Below are 13,138 nucleotides of genomic sequence, written 5' to 3' on the forward strand. Positions count from 1 at the left end.
GTGGGTGCGGGCGCGCTTGGTCTCGACGACCACGGTCTTGGACCGGCCGTGGCTGAAGCTTTGCTTCACCGTACCCGCGCTCACCGACCCTGCGACGCCACGCGGCTTCAGGGTGAGAGGTGTGCGTCCGCCAGGGGCGGGGGGCCGGCCGTTGTCGTTCTCGTCGCTCATGCGCTCGCTTTACATACCGGTCGGGCGTTCCGACCACGTTCAATAGCTTTAGGCGCGCGGAACGAGGTTCGTTCCGCCCGCCTCTTCAGGGCTCCTCGCGCCAACTCTCGGGAAGGAGCGGGCGGAAGCCAGATAAACGGTGGACATCGAATGTCCACTGATCGGCGCCGCGCCCCGCAAGGAAGGCGGTGTGTATCACATTCTCTCCACCCAAGGCCAAACCCAATTCCTCATTGGAATAGAGTCCGAGAAGCTTGGGCGCCCGCGGTGACTTGCGGGCCACATTGAGGATCTTGCGGCGACCGTCCGCCGCGCCGTCGGCGGCCTCGATCACCCAGGCCGCGCGGCCGGCGTTCAGCGCGGCGGCGACCTTCTCGTAACCAGAGATAAGATCGCCGGCCCGCTTGGCAAGACCAAGGCCGTCCAGGACGCGGCGCCGCAGCAGAGCGTCGACCTGGTCGGCGAGGTCCGGGCTGGCGATCAGCTTGGCCTTGGCCGAGCGGGAGAACAGCCCCTTCTTGGCCGCGGTTTCCACCGAGGCGCGGTCGGCGGCCACCCACATCCCCCGGCCCGGCAGCTTGCGCGCCAGGTCCGGGACCACGACCCCGCCCGGACCCGCCACGAAGCGGATCAGGCGGTCCTCGGCCATCACCTCGCCCGTGACGATGTCGCGACGCTCGCGCGCGACCTGCGCCAGGGTCTTTGGGGCGGACGAGGCGGTCACGCTGAGGCTTACGCCTCCTCGCTGTCGGCAGGGGTCGCTTCGGCGGCCGCGTCTTCGGCGGGGGCTTCCGCGGCGGCGGCGGCCCTGGCCGCCGAGGCGGCGGCCTGGGACGCGGCGGTGCCGAACACCTGCTCTTCTTCCGTCAGCTCCACCGGAGCGGCTTCCTCGACCTCGGGTTCGGGGGGCGCCTCGATCCAGCCCATGGCGACACGGGCGCGCATGATCAGGGCCTCGGCGTCGGCGGCGTCCAGGCCGAAGGCCTCCAGGATGCCCGGCTCGCGGACCCGCTCGCCGTCCTTGCTCTCGAACCAGCCGCGCAGGTCGTCGGGGATCAGGCCAGCCAGGTCCTCGACGGTCTTCACGTCGCCGGCGCCCAGGGCCACGGCGACCGGCAGGGTGACACCCTCGATCTCCAGCAGGGCGTCGTCGACCCCGTATTCGCGGCGCTTGGCGTCCAGCTCGGCGGCTTCCTTCTCCAGGAAGTCGCGCGCGCGGGCCTGGATTTCCTCGGCGGTGTCCTCGTCGAAGCCCTCGATGGCCGCGACCTCGGCGTTCTCGACATAGGCGACGTCTTCCACCGTGGCGAAGCCCTCGGTGACCAGCAGCTGGGCGATGACCTCGTCGACGTCCAGGGCTTCCTGGAACAGGGCCGTGCGCTCGGTGAACTCGCGCTGGCGGCGCTCGCTCTCCTGGCTCTCGGTCATGATGTCGATCTGCCAGCCGGTGAGCTGGCTGGCGAGGCGCACGTTCTGGCCGCGGCGGCCGATGGCCAGGCTCAGCTGCTCGTCGGGGACGACCACCTCGACGCGCTCGTCCTCCTCGTCCATGACGACCTTGGAGACTTCGGCGGGGGCCAGGCCGTTGACGATGAAGGTCGCCTCGTCCGGGCTCCACTGGATGATGTCGATCTTCTCGCCCTGCAGCTCGGCGACGACGGCCTGGACGCGGCTGCCGCGCATGCCGACGCAGGCGCCGACGGGGTCGATGGAGCTGTCGTTGGAGACCACGGCCATCTTGGCGCGGCTGCCCGGGTCGCGGGCCACGGCGCGGATCTCGATGACGCCGTCGTACACTTCAGGAACTTCCTGGGCGAACAGCTTGGCCATGAAGCCGCCGTGGGCGCGGCTCAGCAGGATCTGCGGGCCCTTGGTCTCGCGGCGGACGTCGTAGATGTAGCAGCGGATGCGGTCGCCGATGTTGAAGTTCTCGCGCGGGATCGACTGGTCGCGGCGCATGATGCCCTCGCCGCGGCCCAGGTCGACGACGGTGTTGCCGTACTCGACCCGCTTGACCACGCCGTTGACGATCTCGCCCACGCGGTCCTTGAACTCCTCGAACTGGCGCTCGCGCTCGGCCTCGCGGACCTTTCCGGTCACCACCTGGCGGGCCATCTGGGTCTGGACCCGGCCGAACTCGAAGGGCGGCAGGATTTCTTCGTAGGTCTTGCCGACGAAGGCGTCCTTGTCGGCGGCCAGCGCCTCGCGCAGGCGGCGCGAGCCCATGGGCTCGCTGGGGCCCTCCTCGCTGTCTTCGGCTTCATAGACCAGATCGTCGGGGATCACGGTGATCACGCGCTTGATGGTGGTCTCGCCGGTCTTGGGATCGATATGGACCCGGATGTCGTGCTCGGCGCCGTAGCGCGAGCGGGCGCCCTTCTGGATCGCTTCCTCGATCGCCTCGATGACGATTTCCTTGTCGATCGACTTCTCGCGGGCCACGGCCTCGGCGATCTGCAGGAGTTCAAGCCGGTTGGCTGAAATGCCGGTCAGGCTCATGGTCTTAGTCCTCTTGCTCGGGCGTCTGTTGTTGGGTTTCGGCCAGCCGTGCGGCGCGCTCTTCGGCGCCGCGCTTCATCAGCTGGTCGGTCAGGATCAGTTTGGCTTCCACGATCCAGGCGAAGGGAATGAGGGCGGTCTCGGCCTCCCCCTCCAGATCGATGGCGACATTGTCATCCTCGACCCCGGCCAGCATGCCGCGGAAGCGCTTGCGGCCGTCGGCGACGCGGTCGAGTTCGAGGCGGGCCTCATGGCCCTCGTAATTGGCGAAGTCCTTCATCCGGGTCAGGGGACGGTCGACGCCGGGGGAGGAGACCTCCAGGGTGTATTCGCCGCTGATCGGGTCGGCGGCGTCCATGATCTCGGAGATGGCCCGCGAAAGCTTGGCGCAGTCCTCCACCACCATCTCGCCGTCGGGGGTCTCGGCCATGATCTGCAGCCGGCGGGCGTGCTCGCCCCCCATCAGGCGCAGGCGGACGATCTCGTAGCCCGCGGCCTCGGCCACGGGGTCCAGCAGCTCCAGGAGCCTCAGGTCTTCTGCAGTCTTGCCACGCATAAGCTTGGCCGCTCTCCGGCAACAAAAAAGCGGCCGGGCCGAAGCCTGCCGCTCATAGGCGCTATCCAGCGCTTACGGACGATGTAGAGCCCCATATAGCACCGCGCGGGGGACTTGTCAGCCCCCGCCGGCGCGGCCTCGTCAAGCGATCAGGGCTTGCGGTTGGACCAGATCGACACCCCGAGCGTGACCACGATCAGGATCGTGAAGCTGACGACGACGAGGGCGAGATAGAGGGTTTGGCCGTTGATGATCATGGGGCGCGCCTTTTCAAAGGCCAGCCTTGCGCCCAATCGAAGGTCATGGCGCGTTTATTCGTAAGGGGTCGGGCCTTTATCCCGCGCGCCGAATAGTCCAAAGACCGCGCCTACTCTTCCTGTGTGTGAAAAGGCCATCTCCCCATGGACATTTCCAAGATCTCGGTGGGTTTCAATCCGCCCTATGACGTCAACGCCATCATCGAAATCCCGCAGGGCGGGGAACCGGTGAAGTACGAACTCGATAAGGAAAGCGGCGCGATCTATGTCGACCGCTTCCTGCACACCGCCATGTTCTATCCCGGCAACTACGGGTTCATCCCCCACACCCTGTCGGGCGACGGCGATCCCATGGACATCCTGGTCGTGGGCCCCACCCCGGTGGTCCCCGGCGCCATCATCCGCTGCCGCCCGATCGGCTGCCTGATGATGGTGGACGAGGCCGGCAACGACGAGAAGATCCTGGCCGTCCCGGTGGACAAGCTGCACCCCTTCTATGCCGGCCTGGATTCCTGGCGCGGCCTGCCGGCGATCCTGACCGAGCAGATCGCCCACTTCTTCCAGCACTATAAGGACCTGGAAAAGGGCAAGTCGGTGGAGATCGTCCGCTGGGCCGATCCGGAAGAGACCGGCGAGCTGATCCGCGCGGGCATCGAGCTGAACGCCCAGATGGAGGCCGAGAAGGCCGCCGCCAAGGCCAAGCTGCTCAAGTAACTAGGGCTGCCAGACGGTGTGACGGGCGCCTAAACCGGCCTCCACTTCAGGCTGTCACGCCCGGACGAAGTCCAGGAACACCGGCGCGCAGTCGCCCAGGCGCTTTTCCTCATAGCGCGTGGTGACGTGGTCGGCGGGCGGGACGCGCCAGTCGCAGGCGCGTTCCGCCGGCCAGGCGAACAGGCCGCTGGCCAGCACCCGCTCCAGGGTCCAGTCGGCGTAGTCGGCCCAGTCCGTGGCGAAGCGCAGGGCCCCGCCGGGCTTCAGCAGGCGGGCCAGCTCGGCGATCGTCTCGGCCTGGATCAGGCGGCGCTTGTTGTGCCGCGCCTTGGGCCAGGGATCGGGGAACAGCACGAAGACGCGATCGAGACAGGCGTCGGGCATCCGCGCCATCAGCTCGCGCACGTCATTGTCGTGGATGCGGACGTTCCGCAGGCCCGCCTCGTCGATGTGCCGCAGGGCGCTGGCCACGCCGTTCAGGAAGGGCTCCGCGCCGAGGATCAGCGTATCGGGGGCCCGCGCGGCCTGGGCGGCCATGTGCTCGCCACCGCCGAAGCCCACCTCCAGCCAGACCTGGCGGGCTGCGGGCATGAGCGCCCTGGGATCGAAGTCTTCCAGCGGCGCGCGAATGGACGGCAGCAGGCTGTCCATCAGGGCGGCCTGGCGCGGCTTGATCGGGCGCGACTTGAGGCGGCCGAAGGACCGGAGGGGCGGGTGGTTATCCATGCCGCGCCCTCTAGCCCAGCGAACCCGCGGCGGCGAGACCTATCCCGCCGCCGGAGACGTTAGATCGCGGCGCGGAGCTTTTCCACGAGGTCGGTCTTCTCCCAGGAGAAGCCGCCGTCCTTGTCCGGCGTGCGGCCGAAGTGGCCGTAGGCCGCGGTGCGGGCGTAGATGGGCTTGTTGAGGCCCAGGTGCTCGCGGATGGAGCGCGGGGTGGCGCCGCCCACCAGCTCGGGCAGGACCTTCTCCAGCTTCGCCGCCTCGACCTCGCCGGTGCCATGCAGGTCGACATAGAAGGACAGCGGATTGGCCACGCCGATGGCGTAGCTGATCTGGATGGTGCACTTCCGGGCCAGGCCCGCGGCCACCACGTTCTTGGCCAGGTAGCGGCACATATAGGCCGCCGAGCGGTCCACCTTGGTGGGATCCTTGCCGGAGAAGGCGCCGCCGCCGTGCGGGGCCGCGCCGCCGTAGGTGTCGACGATGATCTTGCGGCCGGTAAGGCCAGCGTCGCCGTCCGGCCCGCCGATCAGGAACTTGCCGGTCGGGTTGACGTGCCACTTGGTCTTCTTGGTCACCAGGCCGTCGGGGAAGACGCCGAGCACATAGGGCTTGATCAGTTCGAGGATGCGCTTGGAGGAGGCGGCGTGGTCGCCGATCTTCTTGGCGTGCTGGGTGGAGACCACGATCTGCAGCACCTCGACGGGGCGGCCGTCCTGGTAGAGCAGGGTCACCTGGCTCTTGGCGTCGGGCTCCAGGCCCTTGGCCTCGCCCGAGTGACGCACCTGGGCCAGCTTGCTGAGGATGTTGTGCGAGTACTGCAGGGTGGCCGGCATCATCTCCGGCGTCTCGTCGCAGGCGTAGCCGAACATGATGCCCTGGTCGCCGGCGCCCTCGTCCTTCTTGTTGGACGAGTCCACGCCCTGGGCGATGTCGGCCGACTGGGCGTGCAGGTAGTTGGCGAACTTCGCCTTCTGCCAGTGGAAGCCCTTCTGCTCGTAGCCGATGTCCTTGACCGCGGCGCGCACCAGGGGCTCCAGCGTGCCAAGGATATCCTTGGTCATCTGCTTGTTCTCGGCCTTGGAGGCGCCCGGCTTACCGGCGCGGACCTCGCCGGCCAGGACGATGCGGTTGGTGGTGACCAGGGTCTCGCAGGCCACGCGGGCCTCGGGCTCGGCGGCCAGGAAGGCGTCGACCACCGTGTCGGAGATGCGGTCGGCGACCTTGTCCGGGTGACCTTCGGAAACGCTTTCGCTGGTGAAGATGTAGGAGGAACGGCTCAAGAGGAAGGCTCCGGAAAATGCGCGAGCGCCGCAGGCAGGGGCGGCGATCTGGAACGTCGCGGAAATCCTATAAAGAAATCTTTATATCCCGCAAGCGGCGCCTATCGGTCGCAGGCCTCGACGAAGCCTCGGAAGATGCGATTTCCGGCGTGATCGGTCCCGGCGAACAGCTCCTGATGCCACTGGATCCCCAGGGCGAACGGGTGGTCGGCCACCTCCACCGCCTCGATGACGCCGTCGGGGGCATGCGCCGTGGCCCGAAGCCCTGGGGCCAGGTCGGCGACGGCCTCCCGGTGGAAGCTGTTGACGCTCAGGGTCGGCGCCCCGACCAGGGCGGCCAGGCGCGAGCCCGGCGCCAGGGCGACCTCGTGCAGATGGTCGCGGGTGTCGTGGTCGAGGACCTCGCCCAGGGTCTTCACGTCGGCGGTGAGCCGCGCGCCGTGCAGGCAGGCCAGCATCTGCATGCCCGCGCAGATCCCCAGCACCGGCTTGCCGGCCGCCAGGAAGCCCGACATCAGGGCCTGCTCCACCGCCAGCCGCGGCGAGTCCGGCGCGAAGGAGGCCTCGCCCGCCCGATACCAGGCGGGCGGATAGGCGAAGCGGCCGCCGACGCTGAGCAGGCCGTCGAAGTCGGCGACGACGCCTTCGACCATCTCGGCGAAATAGGGCAGGCCGAAGGGCGCGGCGCCGGCCTGGCGCAGGCCCTGGAAGTAGCCCTTGTGGGCCTCGTAGCGCGTCGCGCCGCTGCTGGTGTTCTCATCCAGCAGGACGGCGATGCGCGGGGTCATGGCGCTCAGTCGGCCTCGACCGGCTCGCGGGGAAGGGCCGGTTCCGGCTCACCCTCCTCCTCGTCCACCATGGCCCGGACCAGGTCCAGGATGCGCCGGCGCACCCGGGCGCGGCGGATCTTGGGAAACACCGAGGCCAGCTCCATGCCCTCGGGCGTCATCAGGAAGGCGTGGGCCGGCGAGGGCCCTTCGCCCGGCGCCGGGGCGTTCAGAGCCTCGTCGGGCAGGCCGTCGAAGAAGTAGGAGATGGAGGTCTGCAGGGCGCGCGCCATGTCCCAGAGCTTCGAGGCGCTCACCCGGTTGGCGGCGCGCTCGTACTTCTGGACTTGCTGGAAGGTCAGGCCGATGGAGTCCGCCAGCTTCTCCTGGCTGACACCCAGTTCCTTCCGCCTCAGACGGATACGCAAACCCACATGCAGGTCGATCGGATTGGGGGACCGATCGACGTCGAATTCCTTGGCCATATGCTTCCCATAGACGAATCCGAGCCACGCCGCCAAAACATGACGCCGGCGTCAACTCAGACAGCTCGTCGAAAACGTCCCACCAACGGGATGAGCGCGGATAAGAGCAACATGATGGCGAATCCGGCGTCGCCGAAACGCGAATACACCGTAGGGGCGAGCGCTGGAGGCAGGCGAATGTCCAGAATCCCTTCCTGGCCAAGGGTTAGACGGGCGCCCAAAATGGGGCGGCCATAGGCGTCGATCATCGTCGACACACCTGTCGGGGTGGCTCGCGCGATCGGCAGGCCCTCCTCGATCGCCCGGTAGGCGGCGATGTTGAGGTGTTGCCAGGGTCCGCTGGTGGCCCCGAACCAGGCGTCGTTGGACACGTTCAGCAGCCAGCCGGCCCGGCCGCCGCCGCGGCGGGCGGCCTCCGAGGCGAAGCCCGGGAAAAGGGCCTCGTAGCAGATCAGGGGCTGGACGGCCGGCACCCCCTCGGGATGGATCGGCGCCGGCGGCGGCCCGGCGGTGAAGTCCTCGGGCATGTGCACCAGACTGCGGATCCCGAGCCGGGTGGCGAGATCCCCCAGGGGCAGGAACTCGCCGAAGGGCACCAGGCGGTGCTTGTCATAGAACCCCGTCACCCGCAGGCCCGGCGCCTCCCGGCGCAGGGCCACCAGACTGTTGAAATAGTCGACCCCGCCGCCGGGGCTGGGGCCGACCCGGTTGGCGCCCATCATCAGGGTCTGGCCCGGCTGCAGGGCGTCGGTGAGGCGGGTGGCGTAGGGGCTGCCGGGCGCCAGCAGGTCGTCGATCACCGCCGGCAGGGCGCCCTCGGGCCAGACCACGATGTCGGGGCGGGCCTTGGCCGGCCGGGTGGTGAGGCGGACATAGGTGGAGAAGACCATGTCCAGGTTCTCCGGCTTCCACTTCTCCTTCTGGTCGATATTGCCCTGCACGATCCGCACGAGGGGGGCGGTCGCCGCCGTCTCCACGGCCCGGGAGAGCCGCAGGGCCCCGAAGCCGTAGAGGGCCGCCAGGGTCAGGACGATGGCGGCGGCGGCGACGCGACGGGTGCGGCCGGCCTCCCACAGCAGGGCGACGGACGCTCCCAGGGCCACGGTGATCCAGGAGAGGCCGTAGGTCCCCACATAGGCGGCGACCTGGGACGGCGGCGAGCCCGCCCGCCAGGCCTCGCCGGGCAGATCCCAGGGGAAGCCGGTGAGGACATGGCCCCGTAGCCACTCGCAGAGGGTCAGGGCGCCGGCGAAGACCAGCACCCGCCAGGGCCCCCGGGCCCCGGCGATCCGGTAGATCAGCGCCGCCAGCCCCCAGAACAGGGCCAGGCCGCCGGACATCAGCAGCAGGGCGAAGGGGGCCATCCAGCCCTGGTTGGCGGCGTCCACCAGGAAGGGCTCGGTGATCCAGTGCGTGCCCACGGCGAAATAGCCCACCCCGGCCAGCCAGCCGCGGAAGAAGGCCGAGCGCCGCGGGCGCGGGCCGTCGGTCTCCGCCAGCCACATCAGCAGGCCGTAGGCGGCGATCCCCAGGATCAGGCCGAAGGGCGGGTGGGCGAGGCCCGCGCCGATCCCGGCCAGGACGGCCAGGATGCGCGCCCGCCAGGCCGGCGTCAGCGGCAGGGTCAAATGATGACGTCCGGCTCGGGCAGACGGCGCACCCGCACCCGCTTGACCCGCCGGGGGTCGGCGTCGGTGACCTGGAACTCGTAGCCTCCCGGATGGGCGATCACCTCGCCCCGCTGCGGCACCCGGCCGGCCAGGGCGGTGACCAGGCCGGCCACTGTGTCGATCTCCTCCTCGAGGTCCGGCGGCGCCAGCTCGGCGCCCAGGGCGGCCTCCAGCTCCTCCAGGGGGGCGCGGGCGTCGGCCTCGAACACCCCGCCCGGACGGGCCACCACCCCGGCCGCCTGGGCCTCGTCGTGCTCGTCGTCGATCTCGCCGACCACCGCCTCCACCAGGTCCTCGAGGGTCACCAGGCCGTCGGTGCCGCCGAACTCGTCGATCACCAGGGCCATGTGGATGCGGCTGGTCTGCATGCGCAGCAGCAGGTCGGCGGCGCGCATGGAGGCCGGCACGTAGAGGGCGTCGCGGCGCACCTTCTGCAGGATGGCGTCGGTGGGGCCCGGAGCCTTGCCGCCCTTGGGCCTGGGGCCGGCCAGCAGCTTGAAGACGTCCTTCACGTGGACCACGCCCACGGGATCGTCGAGGGTCTCGCGATAGATGGGCATCCGGCTGTGCTCGGCCTCGACGAACCGCTCGATCACCCCGGCGAAGGGGGTGGTGAGCTCCACGGCGACGATGTCGGCCCGCGGCGTCATGACGTCCTCGACCCGCAGGGTCTGGAAGGCCTGGGCCTGGTCGACCATGCGGTCGCCCACCAGATCGATGGGGGCCGGCGGCGGCTCCATGCCGCCCGTGCCGCGCAGCCGTCGCAGGAAGGCCCGTATGCCGCGGCTCTTGCGCGCGGCGGCGGGCGGGTCGTCGGAACTAGCCATCGTCTCCCTGTTCGGCGCCGTAGGGATCAGGCGCCCCCAGACCGGCCATGACGACGCGCTCCAGACCTTCCATGTCCTCGGCGTCGGCGTCGTTTTCGTGATCGTACCCTACAAGATGCAACACCCCGTGCGCCACAAGGTGTTGCAGATGGTGGGCCAGGGTCTTGCCCTGCTCGGCGGCCTCTCGGACGCAGACCCCGTGGGCCAGCGCGATGTCCCCCAGGTGGTCCTCGGGATTCTCCGGCGCCGGGAAGGACAGGACATTGGTGGGGCCGTCCTTGCCCCGGAAGCGCTGGTTCAGGTCCTGGACGCCGGCGTCGTCGGTGAGCAGCACCACCACCGCCCCCTCGCGCCGGGCGGCGGCCAGGGCGGCGGTCGCGGCCGCCGTCACCAGGGCCTCGATGTCGCTCAGGTCGCGGCCCCAGGCCTCGTCCTCGATCTCGACGTCGATCAAATGGAGCGTCCGCGCTTGGCGGCGTCGGCGTCATAGGCCCGCACGATGCGCTCCACCATGGGATGGCGCACCACGTCCTCGACGGTGAAGCGGTTGACCCCCACCCCCTTGACGCCCTCCAGCAGGCCGACGGCGTGGGCCAGTCCGGAATCGGCGGCGTTCACCAGGTCGATCTGGCTGGGATCCCCGGTCACCGCCATGCGCGAGCCCTCCCCCAGCCGGGTGAGCACCATCTTCATCTGCAGGCGGGTGGTGTTCTGGGCCTCGTCGACGATGACGAAGGCGTGGTTCAGGGTGCGGCCGCGCAGGAAGGCGATGGGGGCGACCTCGATCTCCCCCTTCTCGCGCCGGCGCTTGAACTGCTCGGCGCCCAGGATGTCGGTGAGCGCCTCCCACACCGGGGCCATGTAGGGGTCGACCTTCTCCGACAGATCGCCGGGCAGGAAGCCGAGGCGTTCGCCGGCCTCCACCGCCGGGCGGCTCACGATCAGGCGTTCCACTTCGCCGCGCAGCAGCATGCCCGCGCCATGGGCCACGGCCAGGAAGGTCTTGCCGGTGCCGGCGGGGCCCAGGCCGAAGACCAGTTCGCAGGCCGCCAGGGCCTGGAGATAGCGGGCCTGGCCCGGCGTCTTGGGCGCCACCTGGCCGCGCTTGCCGGTGGGCAGGCCGCCCGGCGCGGCGCCTCGGCCCATCCGGGCCTGGCCTATGGCCACGCGGATGTCGGCCTCGGTGATCTCCAGGCCGGAGTCGGCGCGCTCGGCGATCTGCTCCACCACCCGCTTGGCGGCGGCGCGGTTCTTGGCTTCGCCGGTGATCGACACCCCGCCGCCGGGGGTCTCCACCAGGACGTCGAAGGCGTCCTCGATCAGGGCCGCGTGGCGGCTGGCCGCCCCGGCCACCGCGCGGGCGGCCACGTCGGACAGGGGAATGAACTCAGGCGCCTTGCTCACGCGAACTCCAATGCCAGGGCGCCGGCCAGGCTCATCTTGGCCGCGCCCTCGATACGGACCGGAACGATCTGGCCGATCAGATGATCCGGGCCGGCGACGTGCACGGCCTGGAGATAGGGACTGCGCCCCGAAAGCTGGCCGGGATGGCGGCCGGCGCGCTCGAACAGCACCGGCAGGGTCGCGCCGACCTGGCTGGCGTTGAAGGCCTTCTGCTGGTCGTCCAGCAGCGCGTTGAGGCGGGCCAGGCGTTCGTCCTTGACCTCTTCGGCCAACTGGCCCGGCAGGGCGGCGGCGGGCGTGCCCGGGCGGCGGGAATATTTGAACGAGAACGCGCTGGCGTAGCCGATTTCGACCACCAGCTGCAGGGTCGCCTCGAAGTCGCTTTCCCGCTCGCCGGGGAAGCCGACGATGAAGTCCCCGGCCAGGGCCATGTCGGGCCGCGCCTTGCGGATCCTCTCCACCAGCCGCAGGTAGCTCTCGGCGGTGTGGGCGCGGTTCATGGCCTTGAGCACCCGGTCGGAACCGGCCTGCACCGGCAGGTGCAGATAGGGCATCAGGGCCTCGACCTCGCCATGGGCCGCGATCAGGGCCAAGTCCATGTCGGCGGGATGGCTGGTGGTGTAGCGGATGCGGTCCAGGCCCTCGACCTGGGCGAGCTGGCGGACCAGGGCGGCCAGGCCGCCCTCGCCGCCATAGGCGTTGACGTTCTGCCCCAGCAGGGTGACCTCGCGCACCCCCTGGGCGGCCAGGTCGCGGGCCTCGGCCAGGATCGCCTCGGCGGGCCGCGAGAACTCGGCGCCGCGGGTATAGGGCACCACGCAGAAGGTGCAGAACTTGTCGCAGCCCTCCTGGACGGTGAGGAAGGCGGTGACGCCGTCGGCCTTCCGCTCCGGACCCAGCCGGTCGAACTTGGCCTCCGCGGCGAAGTCGGCGGCCAGGCGCTCGCCCTTGGCGCGGTGGGTCCTGGCGATCAGTTCCGGCAGCTGGTGATAGGCCTGGGGCCCGATCACCAGGTCCACCGCCGGCTGGCGATGCATGATCTCCTTGCCCTCGGCCTGGGCCACGCAGCCGGCCACGGCGATGGTCATGGACTTGCCCCGGGCCTGGCGGTCCAGCTTCATCTGCTTGATGTAGCCGAGCTCGGAATAGACCTTCTCGGTGGCCTTCTCGCGGATATGGCAGGTGTTGAGCACCACCAGGTCGGCGTCCTCGGGACCCTCGGCCATGGCGTAGCCCAGCGGCCGCAGTAGGTCGGCCATCCGCTCGCTGTCATAGACGTTCATCTGACAGCCGTAGGTCTTGATGAAGAGGCGCCGTGCGGGCGCGGGGTCGGTCATGGGGCGCAAGGCTCCGGTCAGTCCTCGACCGGAACGCCGTAGAGCTCCAGCCGGTGATCCACCAGCCGGTAGCCGAGCTTGCGGGCGATCGCCTCCTGCAGGGCCTCGATCTCGTCGTCGACGAACTCGATGACCTTGCCCGACTTCATGTCGATCAGGTGGTCGTGGTGGACCTCGGTGGCTTCCTCGTAGCGCGAGCGGCCGTCGCGGAAATCGTGGCGGGCGATGATGCCGGCCTCCTCGAACAGGCGGACCGTCCGATAGACCGTGGCGATGGAGATGTGCGGGTCCACCTGGTGGGACCGGCGATAGAGCTCCTCCACGTCGGGGTGGTCATGAGCCGCCGAGAGCACGCGCGCGATGACGCGGCGCTGCTCCGTCATGCGCATGCCCTTTTCGATGCAGAGATTCTCGATCCGGTCCAAGAACCGACTCCTGATTGCCG

At 69.6% G+C, this 13,138-nt stretch carries 15 protein-coding genes; 1 reads left to right on the forward strand and 14 read right to left on the reverse strand.

What is annotated here, in order from left to right:
* The 4 genes from ACO06I_RS16170 to rimP all read right to left on the reverse strand — a co-directional run.
* On the reverse strand, nucleotides 1-171 hold a 171-nt coding region (locus ACO06I_RS16170), incomplete at its 3' end, for a translation initiation factor IF-2 associated domain-containing protein (protein ID WP_421935096.1).
* Between the two features lie 85 nt (nucleotides 172-256).
* Nucleotides 257-895, reverse strand: coding sequence for an RNA-binding protein (locus ACO06I_RS16175; protein ID WP_421933648.1), 639 nt, complete (start codon nucleotides 893-895; stop codon nucleotides 257-259).
* An 8-nt stretch (nucleotides 896-903) separates the two neighbouring features.
* Nucleotides 904-2,670 carry a transcription termination factor NusA gene (gene nusA / locus ACO06I_RS16180; protein ID WP_421933649.1) on the reverse strand — a complete coding sequence of 589 codons (1,767 nt, stop codon included), beginning with the start codon at nucleotides 2,668-2,670 and terminating at the stop codon, nucleotides 904-906.
* Between the two features lie 4 nt (nucleotides 2,671-2,674).
* Nucleotides 2,675-3,226, reverse strand: coding sequence for a ribosome maturation factor RimP (gene rimP / locus ACO06I_RS16185; RefSeq protein WP_421933650.1), 552 nt, complete (start codon nucleotides 3,224-3,226; stop codon nucleotides 2,675-2,677).
* A gap of 401 nt (nucleotides 3,227-3,627) precedes the next feature.
* Here rimP and ppa point away from each other — a divergent pair, with 401 nt between their 5' ends.
* Nucleotides 3,628-4,197 (forward strand): inorganic diphosphatase, encoded by a 570-nt coding sequence (gene ppa / locus ACO06I_RS16190; protein WP_421933651.1) that lies wholly within the window; start codon nucleotides 3,628-3,630, stop codon nucleotides 4,195-4,197.
* 54 nt (nucleotides 4,198-4,251) lie between these two features.
* On the opposite strand, the gene trmB is transcribed toward ppa, so the two are convergent.
* From trmB to ACO06I_RS16240, 10 genes are all read right to left on the reverse strand, one after another.
* Nucleotides 4,252-4,923 (reverse strand): tRNA (guanosine(46)-N7)-methyltransferase TrmB, encoded by a 672-nt coding sequence (gene trmB, locus ACO06I_RS16195; RefSeq protein ID WP_421933652.1) that lies wholly within the window; start codon nucleotides 4,921-4,923, stop codon nucleotides 4,252-4,254.
* Nucleotides 4,924-4,982: 59 nt separating this feature from the next.
* Nucleotides 4,983-6,203 (reverse strand): methionine adenosyltransferase, encoded by a 1,221-nt coding sequence (metK, locus tag ACO06I_RS16200; RefSeq protein ID WP_421933653.1) that lies wholly within the window; start codon nucleotides 6,201-6,203, stop codon nucleotides 4,983-4,985.
* A gap of 101 nt (nucleotides 6,204-6,304) precedes the next feature.
* Entirely contained in the window at nucleotides 6,305-6,991 is a 687-nt protein-coding gene (locus tag ACO06I_RS16205) for a gamma-glutamyl-gamma-aminobutyrate hydrolase family protein (RefSeq protein ID WP_421933654.1), read from the reverse strand.
* Between the two features lie 5 nt (nucleotides 6,992-6,996).
* On the reverse strand, nucleotides 6,997-7,455 hold the full coding sequence (locus tag ACO06I_RS16210) for a helix-turn-helix domain-containing protein (protein WP_421933655.1): 459 nt from the start codon (nucleotides 7,453-7,455) through the stop codon (nucleotides 6,997-6,999).
* A 56-nt stretch (nucleotides 7,456-7,511) separates the two neighbouring features.
* Complete coding sequence (gene lnt, locus ACO06I_RS16215) at nucleotides 7,512-9,083, reverse strand: apolipoprotein N-acyltransferase (protein ID WP_421933656.1); 1,572 nt, start codon at nucleotides 9,081-9,083, stop codon at nucleotides 7,512-7,514.
* Nucleotides 9,080-9,952, reverse strand: coding sequence for a hemolysin family protein (locus ACO06I_RS16220; RefSeq protein ID WP_421933657.1), 873 nt, complete (start codon nucleotides 9,950-9,952; stop codon nucleotides 9,080-9,082). Before ACO06I_RS16220 ends, lnt begins: the two co-directional genes overlap by 4 nt.
* The gene (ybeY, locus tag ACO06I_RS16225) at nucleotides 9,945-10,406 is read right to left on the reverse strand and encodes an rRNA maturation RNase YbeY (protein WP_421933658.1); all 462 of its coding nucleotides are present in this window, start codon (nucleotides 10,404-10,406) and stop codon (nucleotides 9,945-9,947) included. The genes ACO06I_RS16220 and ybeY overlap by 8 nt, the downstream gene beginning before the upstream one ends.
* Nucleotides 10,403-11,356: a PhoH family protein gene (locus ACO06I_RS16230; protein ID WP_421933659.1), complete on the reverse strand. Its 954-nt coding sequence runs from the start codon at nucleotides 11,354-11,356 to the stop codon at nucleotides 10,403-10,405. Before ACO06I_RS16230 ends, ybeY begins: the two co-directional genes overlap by 4 nt.
* Nucleotides 11,353-12,693: a tRNA (N6-isopentenyl adenosine(37)-C2)-methylthiotransferase MiaB gene (gene miaB / locus ACO06I_RS16235; RefSeq protein ID WP_421933660.1), complete on the reverse strand. Its 1,341-nt coding sequence runs from the start codon at nucleotides 12,691-12,693 to the stop codon at nucleotides 11,353-11,355. Before miaB ends, ACO06I_RS16230 begins: the two co-directional genes overlap by 4 nt.
* Nucleotides 12,694-12,710: 17 nt before the next feature.
* Nucleotides 12,711-13,118, reverse strand: a complete 408-nt coding sequence (locus ACO06I_RS16240) for a Fur family transcriptional regulator (protein ID WP_304697056.1) — start codon at nucleotides 13,116-13,118, stop codon at nucleotides 12,711-12,713.
* Between the last annotated feature and the right edge of the window lie 20 nt (nucleotides 13,119-13,138).

The sequence above is a fragment of the Phenylobacterium sp. genome (assembly GCF_965229015.1).
GTDB lineage: Bacteria > Pseudomonadota > Alphaproteobacteria > Caulobacterales > Caulobacteraceae > Phenylobacterium.

What these genes read in the sequence shown, in the direction of transcription:
- nusA (WP_421933649.1), bottom strand. Translation starts at nt 2,670, where the DNA reads ATGAGCCTGACCGGCATTTCAGCCAACCGGCTTGAACTCCTGCAGATC.
- rimP (WP_421933650.1), bottom strand. Translation starts at nt 3,226, where the DNA reads ATGCGTGGCAAGACTGCAGAAGACCTGAGGCTCCTGGAGCTGCTGGAC.
- ppa (WP_421933651.1), top strand. Translation starts at nt 3,628, where the DNA reads ATGGACATTTCCAAGATCTCGGTGGGTTTCAATCCGCCCTATGACGTC.
- trmB (WP_421933652.1), bottom strand. Translation starts at nt 4,923, where the DNA reads ATGGATAACCACCCGCCCCTCCGGTCCTTCGGCCGCCTCAAGTCGCGC.
- ACO06I_RS16205 (WP_421933654.1), bottom strand. Translation starts at nt 6,991, where the DNA reads ATGACCCCGCGCATCGCCGTCCTGCTGGATGAGAACACCAGCAGCGGC.
- ACO06I_RS16210 (WP_421933655.1), bottom strand. Translation starts at nt 7,455, where the DNA reads ATGGCCAAGGAATTCGACGTCGATCGGTCCCCCAATCCGATCGACCTG.
- ACO06I_RS16220 (WP_421933657.1), bottom strand. Translation starts at nt 9,952, where the DNA reads ATGGCTAGTTCCGACGACCCGCCCGCCGCCGCGCGCAAGAGCCGCGGC.
- miaB (WP_421933660.1), bottom strand. Translation starts at nt 12,693, where the DNA reads ATGACCGACCCCGCGCCCGCACGGCGCCTCTTCATCAAGACCTACGGC.